Origin of the sequence: Campylobacter concisus, from assembly GCF_003048595.2 — a bacterium.
GTDB classification, from domain to species: Bacteria; Campylobacterota; Campylobacteria; order Campylobacterales; family Campylobacteraceae; genus Campylobacter_A; species Campylobacter_A concisus_L.
The window spans coordinates 859,698-881,498 of record NZ_CP049270.1; the positions used below are offsets into that span (position 1 = coordinate 859,698).

Here is a 21,801-nt window from a genome sequence, read left to right on the forward strand (position 1 = left end):
ATGAGAAATAAATACATTGAAGCATTTGAAAATGCTCAAATTGCTAGTAAAAATATTCCTGACTTCCGTGCAGGAGATACATTACGCGTTGCTACTCGTATTCACGAAGGCGATAAAACTAGAATTCAAAATTTTGAAGGTATTTGTATAGCTAGACGTGGTAGCGGTACCGGCGAAACATTTATCATTAGAAAAATTAGCGCTAATAGTGTTGGCGTTGAGAGAATTTTTCCAATCTTTAGTGACTCAATCGAAGAGATAAAAGTTCTTAGAAAAGGTCGTGTTAGAAGAGCTAAATTATTCTATCTACGTGACCTTCGTGGTAAAGCTGCTAAAATCCGCGAACTTAGAAAATAATCTTACTATCTGTCCTGAAGTCTATTCAGGACTTTTAATCTTCTTTTTAAATTTAATTTTTTTAAATATTTTTTTGTTTTTTAATATTAAAAAAATCTATTTATTTTTATTGTTTTTGCCACTAGTCTATAAAAATTTAAAATATATAAAAAATTTCTATATAAAGTTTCAGATACCTCATATACTAAATTTATTTATTTTCTACTTCTTCTTATTTGTATACCAAAATAAAAAAATAACACAACAAAGAATTACTCCAAACATTATTGATACAACTATTATAGTAGCATTTTTAGTTTCATTAAATGGCAGGCCTTGTGTATTCATACCAAAAAACCCAGTTATCAGATTTAGTGGTAGCATTACAGCCGATATCATTGTTAAAATGTAAATGTTTTGATTGATTTTGTCGTTTTTTATACTTTGTATAAATGTATAAATATCATCGATTCTGCAGGCATATTCATTAGCCATTGTTCTAAAAACATTTGCCTCATGAGTACTATTTTTAAGCTCTTTTTTTAAATTTTGTTGCTCGCTTTGACAAATCGAAAGGGTTTCATAAAAATGAGATATCTTGTTTTGAAATTTTCTAATCTCGTATTTTAAAAAGTGGTGTCTTTTGATAAATTGATTAAAGTTTTTTCGACTAGCATAAATTTTTTCATACTCGTTTAGCTCTTCTTGATGCTCTAAAATTTTATTTGCATATTCATTACATAGTTTTTTAAGGGCCGCTTCAAACTCGTTTTTATCGCATTCGTGATCAAGATCTTCTTTATAAATCTTGCCATTTTTAAATAAAAATTTATAGCTTTGCTTTTGTGTGAAAGAAACAAGCAAAATATAGTCGTATTCATCGCCATAAAAATATCCACAAACTGAACTTTTATAGCTCATTTTTTACCCTTTTAGCATAAAAATTTTTCTTAAATTTGGCAAATTCGCCTCTTTCTATCGCCTCTCTCATCTCTTTCATTAAATTTAGATAGTAGTGCAGGTTGTGAAGGCTTGCTAGTCTAAAAAACGTGAGCTCTCTGGCCTTAAAAAGGTGGTTTAGATAGCCTCTGGAGTAGCGCTTGCAGGTGTAGCACTGGCAGGCTGGATCGATCGGCGAGTGGTCGTTTATGAAGCGGGCTGATTTTATATTTATCTTGCCAAAGCTAGTAAAAAGCGTGCCGTTTCTTGCGTTTCTTGTTGGCATAACGCAGTCAAACATATCAACGCCTCGCTCCACGTTTTCTACAAGATCTTCAGGCGTGCCAACGCCCATTAGATAGCGTGGTCTAAGCTCATCCATAAATGGCATAACCGCCTCAACCGTGTCATACATCGTCTCGTTGCTCTCACCGACACTTAGACCACCGATCGCAAGGCCGTCAAATGGCATTTCATTTAGTGCCTGCGCGCAAAATTTACGTGCCTCGTAGTCGGTGCCGCCTTGAACGATACCAAAGATATTTTGCTGCAAGCCAACGCCCTTGCTCTGCATAAATTTATGATAGTCTATCGCCTCTTTTGCCCATTTTATCGTCCGTTTTATGCTTAGATCTATCCTTTTTGGCTCAGCAGGTAAAGCCACTAGGTCATCAAGTATCATCATGATGTCGCTGCCCAGGTCATACTGCGTGTCAAGGACGGATCTTGGCGTGAAGTAGTGCGTGCTGCCGTCTATGTGGCTTTTAAATTTTATCCCGCCATCGTCGTTTTTAGTGTTTGACCTAAGTGAAAACGCCTGAAAGCCGCCGCTATCAGTTAAAAACGAGCGCTCAAATTTAGAAAATCCATGCAGTCCGCCAAACTCACGCACGACCTTGCTGCCAGGGCGCAGATACATGTGGTAGGTGTTTGCTAAAATTATCTTTGCGTCTAAAATTTCACTCATATCAAAGGCATCTAGGCTTTTAACTACGCCAACCGTGCCAACTGGCATGAAAACTGGCGTTTGTATCACGCTGTGAGCGGTTGCTAGGACGCCTCGCCTTGCATTGCCATCTTTTTTTATAACTTCAAATTTCATCTAAGTCCTTAAAATTCTTGATTTTTTATTTTAACAAAAATTATAATATAATACAGAAATTTTAAGGCAAAGGAACTTTTTGCAAAAGAGAAATGATATCGTTTTTACCGAAGCAAACGGCACTGCGACCATAAAATTTGCAGGCGAGTTTAGCTATAAAGACGCAAAAAATTTACAAAGCATTTTTAAAAAAATCCAAAAGCTTAAAGGCAATGTTAAATTTGACTTTAGCGAGCTAAAGAGCATTGATTATGCTGTTTTGATCCTTTTAAAAAACACGCTAAATGGCAAGAAATTTGAGATCATAACAAATGATGAGAAGATAAAGGCGATGAGCGATCTTTTAAATGACGAGAAGATCGACTTTAACTACATGCCACCTCACAATAGCTTAAATTTCTTCTCACGTCTCGGTGAGAAAATTTGCGAGGGATTTGTAAATTTGCTTGAGTTTGGCTCGTTTTTGGGCGAGTTTTTGATAAAGAGTGTGAGGATTTTATTTAATCCTGCAAATTTAAGATTTAGAGAATTTAGCAACTACATAAAAGATGGCGGTGTAAATGCCGTTTTTATCGTATCACTCACCGCTTTTTTGATAGGCGTCGTGCTTGCATACCTTGGTAGTGCGATGCTTGCAAGCTTTGGGGCAAGTATATTTATAGTTGAGATCATGGGCATGCTAACGCTTAGAGAGGTGGCCCCGCTCATCGCTGCTATCGTCGTGGCTGGCAGGTCGGCCTCTAGCTTTACCGCGCAAATTGGCGCTATGAAGCTAACTGAGGAGATAGACGCGATGAAGACGATGGGCTTTGAGCCTTTTAACTTCTTGGTGCTGCCGCGCATCATCGCCATGGTGCTTTGCGTGCCTGTCATCATCTTTATAGCTGATAGCATAAGCATCTTAGGGCAGATGATCATTTGTCAAACGATACTTGATATCAGCTTTAGCGACTATCTCAATAGATTTCGCGAGATGGTCGAGCTTAGGCACTTTGCTGTTGGTATGATAAAGGCTCCGTTTTTTGGCGCGGTGATAGCGATCATTGGCTGCATGAGGGGGTTTGGCGTGAGTCAAAATGCTCAGAGTCTTGGAGCAATGACAACTGTTAGCGTTGTAAATGCGATATTTTGGGTCATCGCGCTTGATGCTTTTTTTGCGATAATTTTTATGTGGTTAAAAATATGAATGAGATAATAGTTGGAAAAAATATAACTACAAGTTATGGCGATAAGATCATGCACGATAACGTGAGCTGGAGTGTAAAAGAGGCAGAAATTTATGGCTTTTTAGGTGGTAGCGGCACTGGTAAAACGACGCTCATGAAGACGATGATATATCTAAAAAAGCCAAATAAGGGCGATATAACCTTTGATGGCGTCAATATGTGGAAAAGTAACCCCAAAGAACAGCAAGAGATAAAGCTAAAAAGTGGGACAATGTTTCAGTTTGGTGCACTTTATAGCTCTATGACAATTCTTGATAACGTAGGTGTTTTACTGCATGAGTACTCTAAATTTAGCAAGCGCCAGATCGATGAGATAGCGATGTTTTGGATACAAAAAGTTGGACTTAAAAAAGAGGTTTCTATGCTTTATCCAAGTGAGCTAAGTGGCGGTATGAAAAAGCGTGCTGCGCTAGCAAGAGCCTTGGTGCTAAGTCCTAGGGTGCTATTTTTAGATGAGCCAAATAGCGGCCTTGATCCTGTTAGTTCACGCCAGATGGATGCACTCATAAAAGAGCTTCGTGATAGCATCGGCGTGACCGTTGTCATGGTGACACATGATGCGGATAGTATTTTTGATATTTTGGATAGATTTTTGATAATAGATAACAAAAAAATAGCCTTTGAGGGAAATATAAAAGAGCTTGAATATCTTAAAAACAACCCACTTGAAGAGCTATTTAAAATGAGGAAAAAGTAGATGGAAAATAGAAATTCTTATACTATTGTTGGCATGTTTTTTATGGCTTGCCTTACAGCATTTGCGATATTTATCTGGTGGATGACTAGTAAAAATAATACAAAGGTTGATTTTAAAGAGTATTACATCCACACGACTGAGCTACCAAGCGGTCTAAAGGTTGATTCAACAGTTAAATTTATCGGTGTGCCAGCCGGAAGTGTTAGTGATATAAATTTTGTCGATGATAAAAACGCTCTTATAAACATTACGATGAAGATAAGAGAAGATCTGCCGATAAAGGCCGATAGTGTGGCAAGTATAGAAGTTCAGGCTATTAGCGGTGTGGCTAGTATAAATATAAGCCGTGGCACAAAAGACTTTACATCAGGTCAAAAGCCTATCTTGCAGCTTGAAGAGAGCCTCTTTTCAAAGCTTGGAAACAACGCTGAAAACATCACCTTAAAGATAAATCAAACACTTGATAAAGTCGATAACTTTTTTTCACCTGAAAATATTGCTCACGTAGAGTCAGTCCTTAAAAATATTGATAAATTTACACAAGTTTTAACAGACGAAGAGGGGCTAAGTGAGGTTGATAGTATCGTTAAAAATGTGAAAAATTTTACAGATACTTTAAACAAAACCGACACAAAAGAACTGGTTAAAAATTTAAATAGACTAATTTCAAATGCAAACCAAGTTTTTATATCGGCAAATTCGGCTATCACCGGATATAATTCGCTGCAAGAGCTCATCACTAAAAAAGCTAAAGATGGTGAATACGACCTTAGAAATACGGTTGGTCCGTTATTAAGAGAAGCGAGTGATTTTTTAAATGGATTTGACAAGACACTTCGTGAATTTAGAGGCGCGCTTCAAAGGCTTGAAGATAATCCTTACGAGTTTTTCTTCACAAATCCAGTGCCAAATGACAAAGGAGATAAAAAATGAGAAATTTAATCTTTCTAACGGCTACGCTTTTATTTCTTGGCTGTTCGCTAAAGACGGATGTGCCAGTTGCAACGATGTATGAAATTCACTATTCAAATAAGGCTTGCTCAGCTGAAAATAAACAAAAAGAGCTAAAAAATGTCTTCATCGAAAATGTAAGCGCTCTTGATATGGTCGATACTAGAAAAATTTTGATCGTAGCTGAAAATAATAAAATCAGATATCTAACAGATGCTAAATTTGTCTCTGAGCCAAGCGAAATGGTTTATAAATCGCTTGTAAAAGGGTTTTATTCAAACTGTGCTGCAAAGCCGATATTTTCACCAAATGCAAAAGATCTTAGACTAAAAGTAAGCATCATCTCTCTTCAAATAAGAGGCGACAAAGCCGAAGTCTCGCTAGCTTACGAGCTGTTTAATGCAAACACTTCGCTAAAATCAGGCATGATCACAAAAGAAATTTTTTGTCCAGATCCAAGCTCAAGTACTATTTTTGATACGATAAATAAGGCTACAAATTTAGCAATCGATACGCTAATCTCTGAAATAATCTCTTAAATTTTCTTGGCTGTAAATTTCTAAATTTATAGCCAAAATAGCTTATTTTAAAGACCTTTTGTTATAATGTGAGCTTTAAAATACGGAGAATTGATGAAGAAAATTTTAATAATCGCAGATGGAACTTTCGCAAGAAATTTTTTAAACAGACTACTTGAAACAAAATCAAATTTACATCACTATATCGTTGTTTCAAGTGAAGATTACAGCCAAAAATCAAATTATGAAAATTTTACATTTTACCAGTTTGATCCAACCAGTCTTTCAAGGCTAAAAAGCGTGAGTGATGGCTATTTTAGTCAGTTTTGTATAGTTTGCGATGATAAAAATGAGGCGGTTGCTGTTTATGAAAATTTAAGACAGATCAGCACAAAGACCGAGACTGTTTTTATGAGCTCATGGGAGCTTGATGAAAAATGCAAAGAAACATTTGCAAGCGATAAACACTTAAGTGTAGTTGATATCAGAGATATTGCAGCATCAAGACTTATGGACTATTTACCAGATTTGCCAGTTTTAGCCGATAATATCGGACTTAGTGAGGGCGAGATCATGGAAGTTAAGGTGCCAATAGGTAGCTCTTATATGTATCGTCACATTAGCTCAGTAGCTCAAAAAAAATGGCGAATAGCTCTCATATATCGAGGCAGCGAGATCATCTTGCCAAAGCCAAATGTAATGATACAGCCAAGCGATATACTACTAATCGTTGGTGATCCAAATGTGCTTCAAAATGTTTACCGCTCGATCAAGCGTGAAAGTGGGCAGTTTCCAAGTCCATTTGGTAGCAACATCTATGTGCTGATCGATATGATCTCAATGGATAAAGAACGTGTTAGCAAGCTCATAAAGGATAGCTTGTATTTGCATTCAAAGCTAAATAATAAACGCCTTTTTTTTAGAGTGATAAATCCAACTTTAGGTGAAAATTTAGATACTTTAAAAGCGATAAAAGAGAAAAATATCATTGTTTTGATGGATTATTTTAATAGTGATAACAAATCTATAAAATATGATGTTTTAAAGCACGATATCGGCCTAATCTTAAGCGATGATAAATACTTTTTTAAATTTAAAAAGCTATTTTATGAGCTAAAACTTCCAGTGCTAAAAACGGGTAAAATTTTGCTCTCGAATATAAAAGAGGGCGTTATACTAGGCGATCAAAGTCAAGAAGTGGAGAATCAATCAGCTGTGATAACAGACTGCTGTGCACAGCTTGATTTGGAGATGAAATTTTACTATTTTGATAATAAGCATAGCGATGATGAGGCGTTAAGAGAGCATTTTGAGAGCATTAGCGCGCTATTTTCTAAGCGTATAAAGATAGAAAATCACAATCTTAAAAATCCGCTTGTAAAACTAAAAAATACAAAAGATTTGCTTCATTTTGTAATGTTTAGCAAAAGCGTGGCAAATGGTGGGGCATTTGCCTTTTTATCGACAAATTTAAATAGGCTTTATAAAAAACTAAGCCAAAATGCACAGCTTTTTGTGCCAGTAAGTGAGTAAAAATGCAGATAAACTTAAACCTTAAAGAAAAAGCATCAAACTATAAAATTTATATAAACGAGCTTCAAAGACTAGAGCTAAAAGGCAAGGTTGGCATCGTCACAAACGCTAAAGTAGCGGGGCTTCATCTTAAAAAGCTACTTAGTGTTTTGAAGTGTGATGAGAAATTTATCATAAGTGTGCCTGACGGCGAAGAGTATAAAAATCTTGAAACGGTAGAGCAAATTTTGGAGCAGCTTTTTGTCAGCAAATTTGATCGCTCATCTACGTTAATCGCCTTTGGTGGTGGCGTCATAAGCGATATGACTGGCTTTGCGGCGAGTATCTATGAAAGAGGAATAAATTTCATAAATATCCCAACTACGCTTCTAGCGCAAGTTGATGCGAGTGTGGGTGGAAAGACCGGAGTAAATAATAAATTTGGTAAAAATTTAATAGGATCATTTTATCAGCCAAAGGCGGTTTTTTGTGAGATAAATTTCTTAAAGACATTACCAAAGAGAGAATTTGCAGCTGGTGTGGCTGAAGCTTTAAAGATGGCGATAACTTTTGATAAAGAGATGTTTGATTGGTTAAAAAGCATAAATTTAGACGATGAAAATTTAGCTAAGCTGGTTGAAAAGTCTATAAATTTAAAAGCAAAAGTGGTTGAGCAAGATGAGAAGGAAAAGGGGCTAAGAGCCATCCTAAACTACGGCCATACCTTCGCTCACGTTATAGAAAATGAGACAAATTATAAAGAATTTTTACACGGCGAAGCAGTAGCAATAGGTATGAATATAGCAAATCGCTTAAGTGTAAAACTAGGGCTCATGAGCGAGGCAGAAGCAGAGGATATCAAACAGGTTTTAGTGAAATTTGGCCTTCCAGTAAACTACAAAATAGAAAATGAATATGCATTTTACGAGGCATTTTTTATGGATAAAAAGACAAAAGATGATAAGATAAATTTCATCATTGCAGATAAAATCGGCAGTGCGATCATAAAAAATGACGTCAAAAAAGAAGACGTTTTAAAAATTTTAAGAGAATTTAAATGAAAAAGATCCTAGTTTTAATACTTTTTTGCTTTACCCTTTATGCCGAAGAAAACGTTACGCTTGAGCAAAATGGCTCACAAAATTTACAAAATAACGAGCTTGTAAAAGATATTTCAAATCTAGATAACTCCCTAAAAAACAATATCTGGATCACAAGATATGCTAACTATAACACTTATCAAAGGCTTATTGATGAGCTTGAAAAAAATGAAAATGAACTAAAAAAGCTAGACAAAAGCTCAAGAAGAGGCAGTGATATTATAAAGAGAATCCAAACTCTAAAAGAGCAGATAAATTTACTAAAAGAGTATGAAAAAACGCCATTTTCAAATATGCTAGCAGCCCCTGAAATGGATACTCCACCAAGGATAACAAGTCCTGTTGCACTTATATCTGGCTTTTCGTATATCAAAAAGATAAAGAGTGATAAGATCGAGTATCAAAGGCATATAAAAGAGCTTGATACGCTTTTAGAAAAGCTTGAAACAAAAGAAAATTTACTAAATAGACTAAATTTGATTGAAGAAAATGAGCAAAATAGGGAAAGCCTAAACTTGTTAAAACAAGAAATAGGCGACTTTAAAGCGGCAAAACAGATCGCTGATACAACTTATAATGTCTATGAAAAAAGAGCTGATGAGGCTATAAATTTAACCACCTCTGATATAAAAGCTCAGTTTTTAAGTATGGGCTATACAGCTATCATCATTCTTTTGACGATTGGACTAACATTTATCGCTAAATTTATCGTTAAAAGAACGATTACTGATAATGAGAGATTTTACACAGTCAATAAATTTTTAAACGTTTTAAATATCACTGTTATCATCATAATCTTACTTTTTTCGTATATCGAAAACGTCACATATCTAGTAACCGTGTTAGGTTTTGCTTCAGCTGGTATCGCCATTGCGATGAAAGATATGTTTATGAGTATGCTTGGCTGGATGGTGATCATGTTTGGTGGCTCTATACATGTGGGTGATAGGATAAGGGTGCTTCATGATGGTAGTGAATTTGTGGGCGATGTGATCGATATCTCTTTGCTTAGGTTGACCGTTTTTGAGGATGTTAGCTACTCGACTTATAAGACAAACCGCCGTGCAGGTAGAATCATCTTTGTGCCAAATAACTATATCTTTACTGACCTCATCGCAAACTATGCTCATTATGGTATGAAGACCGTTTGGGATGGTATAGATATCGTTATAAGCTTTGATAGCAATCATAAAAAAGCTGTGTATCTAGCAAGAAATGTCGTTAAAAAATATTCAAAAGGCTATACCGATATCGCAAAACGCCAGATGAATAAACTAAGAAGTCAATACAGCATCAAAAATCCAAACGTCGAGCCAAGAATTTATACATTTTTTGAGCCTTATGGCATAAATGTCTCATGCTGGTATATGGCAAATTCTTATGCGACTTTGGCTCTTAGAAGCACTATTAGCGCTGAGATTATAGAAGCATTTTTAGCTCAAGATGATATAAAGATCGCTTATCCAACACAAACCATGTTTATAGGCAAAAAAGAAAATCCAAGCGACCATACCGCTCACAGTGAGCAAGAGAGTGAAAATATTTGATGCAAAAGATATTTTTTAAAACATTTGGATGTCGTACAAATATCTATGATACCGAGCTTTTAAAAAGCTACATCAAAGACTACGAGATCACAAATGATGAAGATGCTGCTGATATTGTCGTGATAAACTCTTGCACAGTCACAAATTCTGCCGATAGCGGTGTCAGAAACTACATAAACGGTGTAAAAAGGCGTGGAGCGAAGGTGGTGCTAACTGGGTGTGGTGCGGTTAGCAAGGGTAAAGAGCTATTTAATAGCGGTATATTTGGCGTGCTTGGGGCTAGTAAAAAGAGCGATTTAAATGAGCTTTTAAAGCAAGAAAAACCATTTTTTGAGCTTGGAAATTTAAACTCGGTCGATAGAAATATAGTTACAAATTACGAAAATCACACAAAGGCTTTTATAAAAATTCAGGAAGGTTGTAATTTTAACTGCAGCTACTGTATCATCCCTTCAGTGCGTGGTAAGGCTAGAAGCATGGATGAGGCTATGATATTAAAAGAGGCAAGAATTTTAGCCCAAAACGGCTATAATGAGCTTGTCCTAACTGGCACAAATATAGGCAGTTACGGTAAAGACACAAATAGCTCTCTTGGTAAGCTTTTGGCAAGCTTGGGTAAAATTTCTGGCATTAGACGTATTAGGCTCGGAAGTATTGAGCCAAGCCAGATAGATGAGAGCTTTAGAGAAATTTTAAAAGAAGAGTGGCTAGAACGTCATCTTCATATCGCACTTCAGCACACGAGTCAGGCGATGCTAAAGATCATGCGAAGACGCAACGATGCATTTAGTGATCTGGAGCTTTTTAATGAGCTTGGCTCACTTGGCTTTGCGCTTGGTACGGACTACATCGTGGGACATCCGGGCGAGAGTGAGGAGATATGGGCAGAGGCTGTGGAAAATTTTAAGAAATTTCCTATCACGCATCTGCATGCTTTTGTCTATTCACCAAGGCGTGATACGTATTCAGCGACACTAAAGAGTGATGTTAGCGGTGATGTGGCAAAAAGTAGGCTAAAAATTTTACAAGGTATAGCTTTGCAAAATAATGAAAATTTTAGAAAAAAACATTATGGGGCTTTAAAAATTTTAGTCGAGCAAAAAAACGGTGACCTTTACGAGGGCTTTGATCAGTTTTACAATAAAGCTAAAATTTTTAGCGAAAAAGACATAACTAAAGAGTGGGTGGAGGTAAGCGAATATGAAATTAAGCCAGATGCCAATTATGCAAAAATTTAAATTTAACAGAAAAAATATCCTAATAATCGCCGCTATCGCTTTAATAGGTGTGCTACTTTTTGCCGTTAGCAAAGAGCCACGAAATATCACATACTCTCAGTATATGCAGCTCATGGAGGGAAATTTTGTCGATAGAGCAGTGATAGACGGTGATGAAGTCATACTTTATGCACAAAACAATCGCTTTTCTATCATAAAAGAGGGCATTGATTTAAAAGAGCTTATCAAAAAAGTGCCTGTTGAAAAGACTAAGCAATACATCACTCCTGGTATGGTTTGGGGATTTATCATCTTTGTTTGTTTTATTCTTTGGTACGCTTACATTTTTAGGAGTATTAACAAAAAAAACGAGAGCCTTTTTAGTAAAAAAGATGGTGCTTTAGAGATAGAAAGCGTGCTAAATCAAAATGTGATGCCAGTTATTTCAAATGTTAGATTTAGTGATGTGGCTGGCATTAGCGAAGTCAAGAGCGAGCTTAGTGAGATAGTTGACTTTTTGAAAAACCCACAAAAATACAGAAATTTTGGTATCAAAATGCCAAAAGGTGTGCTAATGGTAGGTCCTCCAGGTGTTGGCAAGACACTTGTTGCAAAGGCCGTTGCAGGCGAGGCAAATGTACCATTTTTCTACCAAAATGGTGCTAGCTTTGTGCAAATTTATGTTGGTATGGGCGCAAAAAGAGTAAGAGAGCTTTTTAGCAAAGCTAAGTCTTATGCTCCGTCTATTATATTTATTGACGAGATAGATGCTGTTGGTAAGAGTAGGGGCGGTACGAGAAACGATGAGAGAGAGGCTACACTAAATCAGCTATTAACAGAAATGGACGGCTTTGAGGATAACTCAGGCGTCATTGTTATAGCTGCAACAAATAGAATCGAGATGATCGATGAGGCACTGCTTAGATCGGGTCGCTTTGATAGGAGAATTTTTCTTTCGATGCCTGATTTCAACGACAGAGTGGCTATTTTAAATACCTATTTAAAAGATAAAAAATGCGATGTTTCAGCCGAAGACATCGCTAGGATGAGCGTTGGTTTTTCAGGTGCGGCACTTAGCACACTTGTAAATGAAGCTGCGATAAATGCTCTAAGAAATAATGAGAGCGTACTAAAAATAAGAGACTTTGAAGCTGTTTTAAACAAGGTTTTGCTTGGTAAGAAAAAGGTTCTAAGCTACAGCGAAAGTGAGAAAAAAATCCAAGCCGTCTATCAAGGTGCAAAGGCACTTAGTGCTTATTGGTTTGATGTAAAATTTGAAAAAATTTCACTCATTGAAGACCGCTTCATGGCAACAGAGCAAGAGATCGAGTCAAAATCACAGATGATCTCTCGCATTAAAGTATTAATCTCTGGCATGTGTAAGCTTGAAATAGATGAAAATGATATTTTTTCAAACTCGAGCAGTGATCTAAATTTAGCCAAAGAGATCGCATCAAAGATGGTTTATGAATACGGCATGGGAAGTTCATTTGTCCCTAATCCAAATGATGTAGAAGAAATTTTAAAACAAGCAAAAGAAGAGATAATGTCCTTTTTAAAGGGTACAAACGAGCAGATCGCAAAGATCAGCTCATATCTGCTGGCCTACGAGAGTGTAGATAAAGAGACGCTGGCAAAAATTTTAAGCGAAAACTATTAAAGGAGAAAAAGTGAAAGCAAAAATAGGTATATTAACCCTTTCTGACCGTGCAAGCGAAGGTACATACGAGGACAAATCAGGCCCAGCGATCAAAGAGGTGCTTGATAGCTGGATAGTGAGCGAGCGTGAGTACTTTTACGAGGTTATACCAGATGAGTTTGAGCTGATAAAAGAGAGGCTTGTGCACATGGTAGACGTGCTTGGCTGCGACCTTGTGCTAACTACCGGTGGTACTGGGCCAGCTCTTAGAGATGTGACACCAGAGGCAACAGAGGCAGTTTGTGAGAAGATGATGCCAGGCTTTGGCGAGCTGATGAGAGCAGCAAGCTTAAAATACGTCCCAACAGCGATCCTATCACGCCAAACAGCAGGCATCAGAGGCCACGCGCTCATCATAAATTTACCAGGTCAACCAAAGGCGATAAAAGAGTGCTTGGAGCCAGTATTTCCAGCGGTGCCATACTGCATCGATCTCATAGAGGGTGCATTTATCGAGACTGATGAAAACGTGATGAAAGTTTTCCGCCCAAAACAAAAGAAAATCTCGTAAATGGGTTTGACAGATAGCCTAAATTTAAAAGCCACTGCCTTTGCAAATAGGTGGCGACTTGTTATTAAAATTTGGCTTGTTTTTTCTTTTTTATCCTATGCGCTAGCATATTATTTTGGGTTAGAGGTTTTTGGCTTTATCTCGGCCACTTCTATCTTTGGCTGTGTTTGCCTGCTAGCCTTTAGCTCACTTCTTTGGTTTATCGCTAGCCTTGTATTTTTGCAACCCTTGGTATTTTTACTACTTGAAAAATTTGATGAAAGCATTACTGTTTATGCTTTAGCCTGCGCAATTTGGCTGCTTGGATGGATCACTTTGTCGATTGTGGTCGATGATAAATTTGCAAGACTGGGAAATGACATCTTGCTAAAGGTCTCTCGCATAGTTCTTGTTGGCGACTTTGCCTTGCTATATTTTTTAAACTACAACAACAGCTTTGACATAGAGACTTTAATAAAGTCAAATTTGACAAAGTCGCTGCTTTTAGTGCTAAACTCCTATATGCTGCCATCGCTTGTGACGCTACTTATATTTGATATAAAAACATATATCGCTAGCAAAAATGAGTAAAATTTTACGTATTATTTTATGTAATTTATACTAAATTTAGCCGTTTTTGCTCTCTACTATCTTTTTTATAAGCTCTATATCGCCGCTCATTGCTAGGCTCATGAAGCAAATGCCATTTGCGCCAGCTTTTATGGCCTCTTTGTAGTTCCCACTATCTAGTCCGCCAAGTGCGTAAATTTTTTTATCAAAGCTTTTTAGTTCGCTTATAAAATTTACCCCTTTTGGCTCTAAGTCTTCCTTACAAGAAGTGGCAAATATATGAGAGGCCACTAGTGTGTCAGCAATAGCGGCTGAAATTTTAGCCTGCTCTAGGTCGTGAGCTGGGGCGTAAATTTTAGCTGTTTTTCTAAATTCATCTAAAAAAACGCCGTGATTTTTAAAAAACTCAAGCTGCGCCGAAGTGAGCCAAAAGTCGCCTTTTAGCTTGCAAGCTACGTCAAAAAATTGATTAATGATAAATTTCTTGCGGTAGTTTTCACAAATTTGAGCCACAACCCTGGCAAGATCGTAAAAATTAGCCTCGTTTAGACCCTTTGCACGAAGCAAAATTTCATCCACGCCAGCCTTGCAAAGTAGCTGAATTCTCTTTAAAAAGTCATCACCTTTATAGCTTTCAAAGTCGGCCACGCAGAGAATTTTAAACATAGACATACTCGCTCATCAAGGGCTCTAGGCCGTTTGCTTTTATCATAGCTTTGATCTCGTCCACGCTTCTGTCGTCGCTTATCTCAAACTGCTCGTCGCCCTTTTTCTCTTCGCCGTGAGCGCCGATGCTCACTTTTACGCCAGCGCTTATCTTATTTGCAGCGATCTTTACGGCGTTGTCGCGAAATTTCGCCTTTTCTCTGGTTGAGATCGTTATGCTAGCTGTTGGCATAAAAATTCTATAAGCGCAGATCACTTGTAAAAGCTCGCGCTCGCCCACGTCACGTGGATTGATGCGGTCGTTGTTGATGATAGGGCGAAGTCTTGGGCACGAAAATGCGATCTCAGCGTGCGGATACTTTTTTTGAACTAAGCTTGCGTGAAGTGCCGTAGCAAAGGCGTCAAGTCTAAATTCATCTATGCCAAGAAGTGCGGCAAAGCCAACCCCTCTCATGCCTCCAAGAAGCGCTCGCTCTTGCGCATTTATGCGGTATGGGAAAATTCTCTTGTTGCCGCCAAGGTGGATTTTCTCGTATTTTGTGGGATTGTAGGTCTCTTGAAAGACGGTCACGTAGTCCACGCCGCTTTTGTGAAGCAGGGTGTAGTCGTCCGAATTTAGCGGGTAAATTTCAACCCCAACGACTTTAAAAAATTTCTTTGCCAAAGCGCAGGCATTTGCGATGTAAGCGACACTTGAATTAGTCTCGCTCTCGCCAGTTAGTATTAAAATTTCTTCTAAGCCGCTCTTTGAAATTTCTCTTAGCTCCCTTATGATCTCCTCGTCGCTTAGCTTTGCCCTTTTTATATTATTTTTAGCATTAAAACCGCAATAAACGCAGAGGTTATCGCAGTAGTTTGCTATATAAAGCGGAGTAAAAAGCGTGATGTTTGAGCCAAAATTTGCCCTTGTTTTTGCTTGGGCGAGCTGGGCGATTTGCTCTAAAAATGGCGCTGCAGCAGGCGAGAGTAGGGCTTTTAGATTTTCAAGTGAGCAGTGCTTTGCATTAAGAGCGGCTTTTACGTCTTCTTCTGTGTAAATTTCTGGCTTGTAGCTCGCGCGCTCTTTTAAAATTTCATCCATGATCTCGCTGCCAACATCTTGCATGTGAGGTAGCAGCTGCATGTGATTAGTTCTTGTAAATTTCATCAGTCTAAAAAACCAGTGAGCGGCGATGAGGCGTTTGCGCTTTTGCTCTTTGTACCAAGGCCTGCTAGATAGGCGTTGCGACCAGCGATGATCGCCTCTTTAAAGGCTCTTGCCATGAGTGGGATGTTTTTAGATGAGGCGATAGCTGTGTTTGCCATTATTGCAGCCGCTCCCATCTCCATTGCTTCGCATGCTTGTGAAGGCCTGCCAATGCCAGCATCAACTATGATCTGCGTATCAAGCTCGTTTATCAAAATTTCAATAATATCTTTAAAAACTAGCCCTTGGTTTGAGCCAATTGGTGCAGCTAGAGGCATTATGCAGCTTGCTCCTGCACTTAGCATCGCTCTTGCGGCGTTTAGATCCGGAAACATATATGGCATCGGCACAAAGCCGTCATTTGCCAAAGCTTCGCAAGCTTTTATCGTTTCAGCGTTGTCTGGAAAGAGAAATTTAGAGTCAGTTATGATCTCTATCTTAACAAGCTCGCCGCATCCAAGCTCACGTGCGAGCTGGGCGATACGAACAGCCTCTTTGGCGTTTCTGGCGCCACTTGTGTTTGGCAAAAGCGTCACGCCTTTTGGGATAAAGTCAAGTATATTTCGCTCTTTGCTCTCGTTTATGCGCCTAAGAGCAAGGGTTAGGATCTGCGCTCTAGCCTCGTTTATGGCTGAGTCGATGAGCTCGTGCGAGTACTTGCCAGAGCCAAGGATAAAGCGGCTTTGAAATTCCTTGCCGCCAAGGATCAAACTATCACTTTGCAACTTACGCCTCCAAACCCATAAGTAGTCTAATGGCTAAATTTGCCTCATGATTTGCGCAGATCGCAACACGTGGCGCCATGAGCCCTTGACCGATCTTCGCCTCGTTTGTGAGGTCGCCACAAAGATAGACATTTTTGGCAAATTTCATGGTTTTTATGAGATTTGAGCTAAAGTATCCTGCCATGCCAGAGGCGCCGATGATCTTTTTATATTTTAAGCTAGCTCCTGCTTCGTTTAGTATCATCGCCTTGCCAGCTACATTATCAAAGGCTTCGCATAAAATTTCGCACTCGCCAAAGACACTAGCCACGTTTTTTTCATCCAAAAATATATCGTGAGTTTCGACCTCGACAAAGGGATTGACGTCATTTATCAGCTCTTTAAGCGCCTGCGTCTTTTTTAAGCCGATGTGGCGGACGAAATACTGCTGGCGGTTTAGATTGCTTGGCTCAACGACGTCAAAGTCAGCAAGCACTAGCTTTTTTACGCCAACTCTTGCAAGACTTAGCGCGATATTTGAGCCAAGTCCGCCAAGTCCAGCCACGCCGACCACGGCTTTACTTAGGGCTAAATTTAGCTCAGGGCTGTTTCTTGAAGCGATCATCGAGCGTAAAACTTCACGCTCAGGCATCACGCCACGCCTTATAAATACGACATTTGAGCCATCTTTTAGCTCGCTATCTTCTTTTATAGCAAAGCCATCAACGATAAAAATGTCCGGCTTTGTTGCGTTAAATTTCTCTAAAAATTTATAAATTTCACTCTCTTTATCGCCAAGAGCAAGCTCTTTTAGCTCGCTAAGGCTTTTTGCTGGCACTTTAAATTTTGTGCCATTTAAAACTATCTCTATCATTTTCTCCTCATCCACCGCCAACTAAAGTGACGATCTCATAAGCTTTGGCCTCGCTCATAAAGTGCTCACTCCAAAGCTTTTTTGGCAAAATTTCTCCGTCTCGCTCAAGGGCTATAAATTTAAGCTCATAGCCATTTTGAGCTAAAAAATCATAAACGCTCATATCGTTTTCAAGCTCGAAAATTTTGCCATTTAGTATAAATTTGATCATTAAATTTTGTAGCTTTTTACAAAATTTTCGATCCTCTCGATCGCTTTTTTTATGCTCTCGATGTCTGTCGCAAAGGAAATTCTAAAGTATCCCTCCATGCCAAAGCCCACACCTGGCACGGTCGCTACGTTCGCCTCTTCAAGCATTTTTTTGCAAAATCTAAGCGAGTCACTATCTACATCTTTGCATTTTACAAATAGATAAAACGCGCCATCAGGCTTAACTACGCTTAGCCCAGGGATGGCATTTATCATCTCAACTGCCACGTCGCGTCTTCTCTCATACTCTTTTCTCATGTTTTCGATATCGTCGTCGGTTTCTCCAAGAAGTGATGGGATAGCACCTATTTGCACGATCGAGCTAATGTTGCTTGTGCTTTGGCTTTGAAGCTTTTTGATGCCAGCAATTAGCCAGTCCATCGAGCTTGCTATATAGCCAAATCTCCAGCCAGGCATCGCGCCACACTTGCTTAGTCCATTTATCGTGACTGTTCTTTTGAAAAGATCCTCGCTCACTGAGGCTACTGCGTGAAATTCTTTGCCGTAGATCACTTTTTCATAAATTTCATCGCTTGTAATGATGATGTCAGTGCCCTTTAAAACCTCGCCAAATGCCGCGATCTCCTCTTTTGTATAGACAGCTCCAGTTGGATTTGTCGGGTGATTTAGTGAAAATACTTTTGTTTTTGGTGTGATCGCTTTTTTTAGCTGCTCGGCTGTGACTTTGAAATTTGTGCTCTCGTCTGCCTCAATAAAGACAGGCACGCCACCACAAAATTTAACTATCTCAGGGTAGCTCACCCAGTATGGAGATGGGATGATGACCTCGTCGCCTGGGTTGATAAGCGCTTGAAATACATTAAAAAGTGAGTGTTTTGCGCCGATGTTTGTGACGATTTGATTTGCTTTGTAGTCAAGTCCGTTATCTCTTTTTAGCTTTGCTCTAATGGCATCTATAACCTCAGGCAGGCCCGGCACTGGTGTGTATTTGCCGCTTTTGCTATCGTTATCAAGTGCGTTTTTTACAGTTTCTCTTATCTTTTTTGGAGTCATAAAGTCAGGCTCACCAGCTGAAAGCGAGATCACGTCGATGCCAGCAGCCTTCATCTCTTTGGCCTTTGTGCTGATAGCGATTGTGATTGATTCGCTCAATGTTTGCATTCTGTTTGCTAGTTGCATTTTCGTCCTTTTTTAGTTGATTGTCTTTAAGTAGCTATTATCATTTAAAAATAGATAAAGTTCGCCCAAAATTTGCTTCTTTTGTGTTTCGTTTATCAGAGTTGATTTCTCTAAGCGCTCATTTAGAGTGTCTTGGATCTCGTAGATATCGTAGTCCATGTCCTCCATGATATCAAGGATCGACTGGCTCTCTAGTAAATTTGTAACCTTGTAGCCGTCACTTGTTATCTCCACGGTAGCTTCTGTTGGATGAGTAAAGAGATTGTGCTTCATGCCGATCACCTCTTGATATGCGCCAACTAGGAAAAATCCCAAGAAATAATCCTCCTTCTCCACATCCACGTCGTGCAAAAGCAGTGGATTTTTCTCGTCATCATAGCTGATCTCACCGTCGCTATCGCATGTGATATCCCAGATCGAAGCTGGCAGGGTAGGGCGCTCATCGAGCCTGTCAAGTGGCATGATAGGGAAATTTTGCTTTAGCCCCCAAAAGTCTGGCAAGCTTTGAAAGATTGAGAAATTTAGCAGGTATCTCTCTTGAACCTCTTTTTGAATTTTGGTTAGATCGCTTGAGTTGCTCTTGTTGCCAAGCATCACGACAGCCTTTTTGCTAATGAGCCTTAAAAGCACCTCTGCGTTTGATCTATCTTGCAGATCGACATAGCCTAGATCAAAGAGCGTGAGGATGCTCTCGGTGTGGTGGATGGCGTCATGCAGGTATTCTAGAGCGTTTGAAGGCTTGATTGACTTGTAAAGATCAACTAGCTCGGTTATCAAATTTGGATTGTTTTTCTTTAAATTTAGCTTCTCTTCGGTGTATTCTTGAGAAAATAGCTCAAGCACGGGAGCAACCAAAAGTGCATGAGAAGCGGCGATGTAGCGACCTGACTCGATGAAAATATCTGGCTCGATCTCCTTTTTTTGCTCGCTTATGGTTTTAAGCATATAAACAACGTCGTTTGCGTATTCGTTTAGCGTATAGTTTCTGCTGCTCTCCTCTTTAAACTGCGAGTACTCGATCGCTAGACCACCACCTAAATTTATCGCTTTTAAATTTGAGGCGCCCATTTTTCTAAGCTCAGCGTAGATGTTGCCAGCCTCGATGAGTGCTTTTTTGAGCGGATGGATTTCGCTTATTTGAGAGCCGATATGAAAGTGTATCATCGTGAAATTTTCAAGTAAATTTGCCTTTTTTAGCATCTTTACAGCTTCTATTAGCTCAGTTGATGTTAGTCCAAATTTAGAGTGTATGCCTCCACTTTTTGCCCAGAGCCCCGATCCTGTCGAGTGCAGTCTTACTCTAAGTCCGATCTTTGGTTTTGGTTTAAAACGCTCTTTTGCGATGGCGATTATCGCTTCAAGCTCGTTTAAGCCCTCGATCGTTAGCGTGATATTATGACCCATTTCAGCGGCGATAAAGCCTATGTTTATCATCTCTTTATCTTTAAAGCCATTTACTGTTATAGGCGCTTTGTCGTTGTTATAAGCCATAGTTAGAAGTAGCTCAGCCTTACTACCAGCCTCAAGGCCGTAGTTGTAGGGCTTGCCAAGGCGAACTAGGTTTTTTACAAAGCCTGGATATTGATTGACCTTAAGCGGAAAGACGGCATTAAAGCTGCCTTTGTAGGCAAATTCTTTCTTTGCCTTTGCAAAGCTTGCGTGGATCTGCTCGATCTGCTTTTGGATAAGGTGCGGAAATCGAAGCAGCAGCGGCCCTCTGTAGCCATCGTCTCTGATCTCTTTAACGATGTCGATGATCGCTGGCTTGCTAGCTTCGTTTATGCAGACTTTGCCATCTTCTATCACAAAATTTGAATTGCCCCAAATGCTAAGTCCAAAATCATTCATCCCAGCTCCTTTTCAAGCTCATCTAAATTTATTGTTTTTTCGTCTTTGGTCTCTAAATTTTTATACCAAATTTTATTCTCTTTCATCTCATTTTCGCCCACGCAAAGGAAAATTTTTGCATTTTTATTGTCGGCATTTTGCAGATGTTTTTGAAGCTTTTTAGCTTCATATGAAATTTCAACCTGATATTTTTTGCGAAGCTTTGAGCCAAGCGCATAGACAAAGTCCAAATTTGGCGCATCAAGCGCGCAAAGATAAACCCCAGCTCGCTCATCTTCAGCTTCGCCTAAAATTTCCATTATCCTCTCAACTCCCATCGCAAAGCCAACGCCATAGCTTGCTCTACCGCCAAGATACTCAACGAGCCTGTCGTATCTACCACCACCTGCGACCGCGCTTTGTGAGCCGATCTCGTTGCTGATAAACTCAAACGCCGTCTTACAGTAGTAGTCTAGGCCACGAACTAGCTTAGTGTCTATCTCAAATTTGACGCCATTTGCGGTTAAAATTTCTTGAAGTTTTGTAAAGTCAGCCTGCGCCTCATCGCTTAGACTATCAGTAATGACTGGAGCATTTTTATAAATTTCTTGGCAGCTCTCGACCTTGCAGTCAAGCACACGGATAGGGTTTAAAAGCTTGCGTCTTTTGCAGTCTTCGCAAATTTTTTCGTCGTTTTCATCTAGAAATTTGACAAGCTTCTCTTTGTACGACTTCATCGAGCTCTCGTCGCCAAGCGAGTTTATTTTTAGGGTTGTTTTTATATTGAGCCTGTTAAAAATTTCGCTCACCATCAAAATAATGCTCGCATCCTCATATATGCTGCCCTCGCCAAAGCACTCACAGCCAAACTGGTGAAACTCTCTTAAACGGCCTTTTTGTGGGCGCTCGTAACGAAACATCGAGCCGTGATAAAAGCAGCGTTTTGTCACATTTGCCCTATCAAGCTTCGCCTCGATAAACGCTCTAACCACGCCAGCAGTGCCCTCAGGACGTAAGCAAACGTCGTTGCCACCTTTGTCTTCAAACTGATACATCTCTTTGCCCACGATGTCGCTACTCTCGCCAACACTTCTTTTAAAAAGCGCCGTCTCTTCGAGGTGCGGAGTTAAAATTTGCTCATATCCGTAGTTTTTTGCGACTTCCTCGCAGGTTTTGATTATTTGTGCATAAAGTTTCGCACGAGCTGGAAGCATATCTTTCATGCCACGAAGTGCCGTTATCATCGCATTA

22 protein-coding genes are annotated in these 21,801 nt (G+C 39.2%); 12 read left to right on the forward strand and 10 right to left on the reverse strand.

From position 1 onward, the window contains the following. Positions 1-357 (forward strand): 50S ribosomal protein L19, encoded by a 357-nt coding sequence (gene rplS, locus CVT15_RS04400; RefSeq protein WP_103576738.1) that lies wholly within the window; start codon positions 1-3, stop codon positions 355-357. 201 nt (positions 358-558) lie between these two features. Here the strand turns inward: rplS and CVT15_RS04405 are convergent, their stop codons facing one another. Together CVT15_RS04405 and tgt are read right to left on the reverse strand one after the other, a co-directional pair. After that, entirely contained in the window at positions 559-1,257 is a 699-nt protein-coding gene (locus tag CVT15_RS04405) for a CorA family divalent cation transporter (RefSeq protein WP_107898072.1), read from the reverse strand. Next, the gene (tgt, locus tag CVT15_RS04410; protein WP_107898071.1) at positions 1,247-2,377 is read right to left on the reverse strand and encodes a tRNA guanosine(34) transglycosylase Tgt; all 1,131 of its coding nucleotides are present in this window, start codon (positions 2,375-2,377) and stop codon (positions 1,247-1,249) included. Before tgt ends, CVT15_RS04405 begins: the two co-directional genes overlap by 11 nt. A 79-nt stretch (positions 2,378-2,456) precedes the next feature. Between tgt and CVT15_RS04415 the strand changes: the two genes are divergently transcribed. From CVT15_RS04415 to CVT15_RS04465, 11 genes are all read left to right on the forward strand, one after another. After that, positions 2,457-3,563 carry an MlaE family ABC transporter permease gene (locus CVT15_RS04415; protein ID WP_021086221.1) on the forward strand — a complete coding sequence of 369 codons (1,107 nt, stop codon included), beginning with the start codon at positions 2,457-2,459 and terminating at the stop codon, positions 3,561-3,563. Continuing rightward, a complete protein-coding gene (locus CVT15_RS04420; protein ID WP_072594189.1) occupies positions 3,560-4,300 on the forward strand; it encodes an ABC transporter ATP-binding protein in 741 nt (246 codons plus the stop codon). Before CVT15_RS04415 ends, CVT15_RS04420 begins: the two co-directional genes overlap by 4 nt. Further along, a complete protein-coding gene (locus CVT15_RS04425) occupies positions 4,301-5,233 on the forward strand; it encodes an MlaD family protein (protein ID WP_103577186.1) in 933 nt (310 codons plus the stop codon). Further along, positions 5,230-5,790 (forward strand): ABC-type transport auxiliary lipoprotein family protein, encoded by a 561-nt coding sequence (locus tag CVT15_RS04430; protein WP_103577187.1) that lies wholly within the window; start codon positions 5,230-5,232, stop codon positions 5,788-5,790. The genes CVT15_RS04425 and CVT15_RS04430 overlap by 4 nt, the downstream gene beginning before the upstream one ends. Positions 5,791-5,883: 93 nt before the next feature. Next, a complete protein-coding gene (locus CVT15_RS04435) occupies positions 5,884-7,302 on the forward strand; it encodes a COG3400 family protein (RefSeq protein ID WP_107898070.1) in 1,419 nt (472 codons plus the stop codon). Positions 7,303-7,304: 2 nt separating this feature from the next. Then, the gene (gene aroB / locus CVT15_RS04440; protein WP_107898069.1) at positions 7,305-8,342 is read left to right on the forward strand and encodes a 3-dehydroquinate synthase; all 1,038 of its coding nucleotides are present in this window, start codon (positions 7,305-7,307) and stop codon (positions 8,340-8,342) included. Then, positions 8,339-9,928, forward strand: coding sequence for a mechanosensitive ion channel domain-containing protein (locus tag CVT15_RS04445; RefSeq protein ID WP_103576847.1), 1,590 nt, complete (start codon positions 8,339-8,341; stop codon positions 9,926-9,928). Before aroB ends, CVT15_RS04445 begins: the two co-directional genes overlap by 4 nt. Beyond that, positions 9,925-11,166 (forward strand): tRNA (N(6)-L-threonylcarbamoyladenosine(37)-C(2))-methylthiotransferase MtaB, encoded by a 1,242-nt coding sequence (mtaB, locus tag CVT15_RS04450; protein WP_180998537.1) that lies wholly within the window; start codon positions 9,925-9,927, stop codon positions 11,164-11,166. The genes CVT15_RS04445 and mtaB overlap by 4 nt, the downstream gene beginning before the upstream one ends. Then, positions 11,129-12,805 carry an ATP-dependent metallopeptidase FtsH/Yme1/Tma family protein gene (locus tag CVT15_RS04455; protein ID WP_430516347.1) on the forward strand — a complete coding sequence of 559 codons (1,677 nt, stop codon included), beginning with the start codon at positions 11,129-11,131 and terminating at the stop codon, positions 12,803-12,805. The genes mtaB and CVT15_RS04455 overlap by 38 nt, the downstream gene beginning before the upstream one ends. A 10-nt stretch (positions 12,806-12,815) precedes the next feature. Next, entirely contained in the window at positions 12,816-13,355 is a 540-nt protein-coding gene (gene mog / locus CVT15_RS04460) for a molybdopterin adenylyltransferase (protein ID WP_103576845.1), read from the forward strand. Continuing rightward, entirely contained in the window at positions 13,356-13,925 is a 570-nt protein-coding gene (locus tag CVT15_RS04465) for a nitrogen fixation protein NifR (RefSeq protein ID WP_103576844.1), read from the forward strand. A gap of 36 nt (positions 13,926-13,961) precedes the next feature. Here the strand turns inward: CVT15_RS04465 and CVT15_RS04470 are convergent, their stop codons facing one another. From CVT15_RS04470 to hisS, 8 genes are read right to left on the reverse strand one after another with little or no spacing between them, the layout of a single operon-like run. After that, positions 13,962-14,576, reverse strand: coding sequence for a thiamine phosphate synthase (locus CVT15_RS04470; RefSeq protein ID WP_223155388.1), 615 nt, complete (start codon positions 14,574-14,576; stop codon positions 13,962-13,964). Beyond that, on the reverse strand, positions 14,563-15,717 hold the full coding sequence (gene thiH, locus CVT15_RS04475) for a 2-iminoacetate synthase ThiH (RefSeq protein WP_103576842.1): 1,155 nt from the start codon (positions 15,715-15,717) through the stop codon (positions 14,563-14,565). The genes CVT15_RS04470 and thiH overlap by 14 nt, the downstream gene beginning before the upstream one ends. After that, positions 15,717-16,481, reverse strand: coding sequence for a thiazole synthase (locus tag CVT15_RS04480; protein ID WP_103576841.1), 765 nt, complete (start codon positions 16,479-16,481; stop codon positions 15,717-15,719). The genes thiH and CVT15_RS04480 overlap by 1 nt, the downstream gene beginning before the upstream one ends. A gap of 1 nt (position 16,482) precedes the next feature. After that, positions 16,483-17,334, reverse strand: coding sequence for a sulfur carrier protein ThiS adenylyltransferase ThiF (thiF, locus tag CVT15_RS04485; protein ID WP_087585858.1), 852 nt, complete (start codon positions 17,332-17,334; stop codon positions 16,483-16,485). Between the two features lie 7 nt (positions 17,335-17,341). Next, complete coding sequence (gene thiS, locus CVT15_RS04490; protein ID WP_087585859.1) at positions 17,342-17,545, reverse strand: sulfur carrier protein ThiS; 204 nt, start codon at positions 17,543-17,545, stop codon at positions 17,342-17,344. Continuing rightward, a complete protein-coding gene (locus tag CVT15_RS04495) occupies positions 17,545-18,723 on the reverse strand; it encodes a pyridoxal phosphate-dependent aminotransferase (RefSeq protein ID WP_103576839.1) in 1,179 nt (392 codons plus the stop codon). Before CVT15_RS04495 ends, thiS begins: the two co-directional genes overlap by 1 nt. A 12-nt stretch (positions 18,724-18,735) precedes the next feature. Next, positions 18,736-20,571, reverse strand: coding sequence for a biosynthetic arginine decarboxylase (speA, locus tag CVT15_RS04500; RefSeq protein ID WP_002940876.1), 1,836 nt, complete (start codon positions 20,569-20,571; stop codon positions 18,736-18,738). Continuing rightward, positions 20,568-21,794 carry a histidine--tRNA ligase gene (hisS, locus tag CVT15_RS04505; protein ID WP_103576838.1) on the reverse strand — a complete coding sequence of 409 codons (1,227 nt, stop codon included), beginning with the start codon at positions 21,792-21,794 and terminating at the stop codon, positions 20,568-20,570. Before hisS ends, speA begins: the two co-directional genes overlap by 4 nt. Positions 21,795-21,801: the final 7 nt, after the last annotated feature.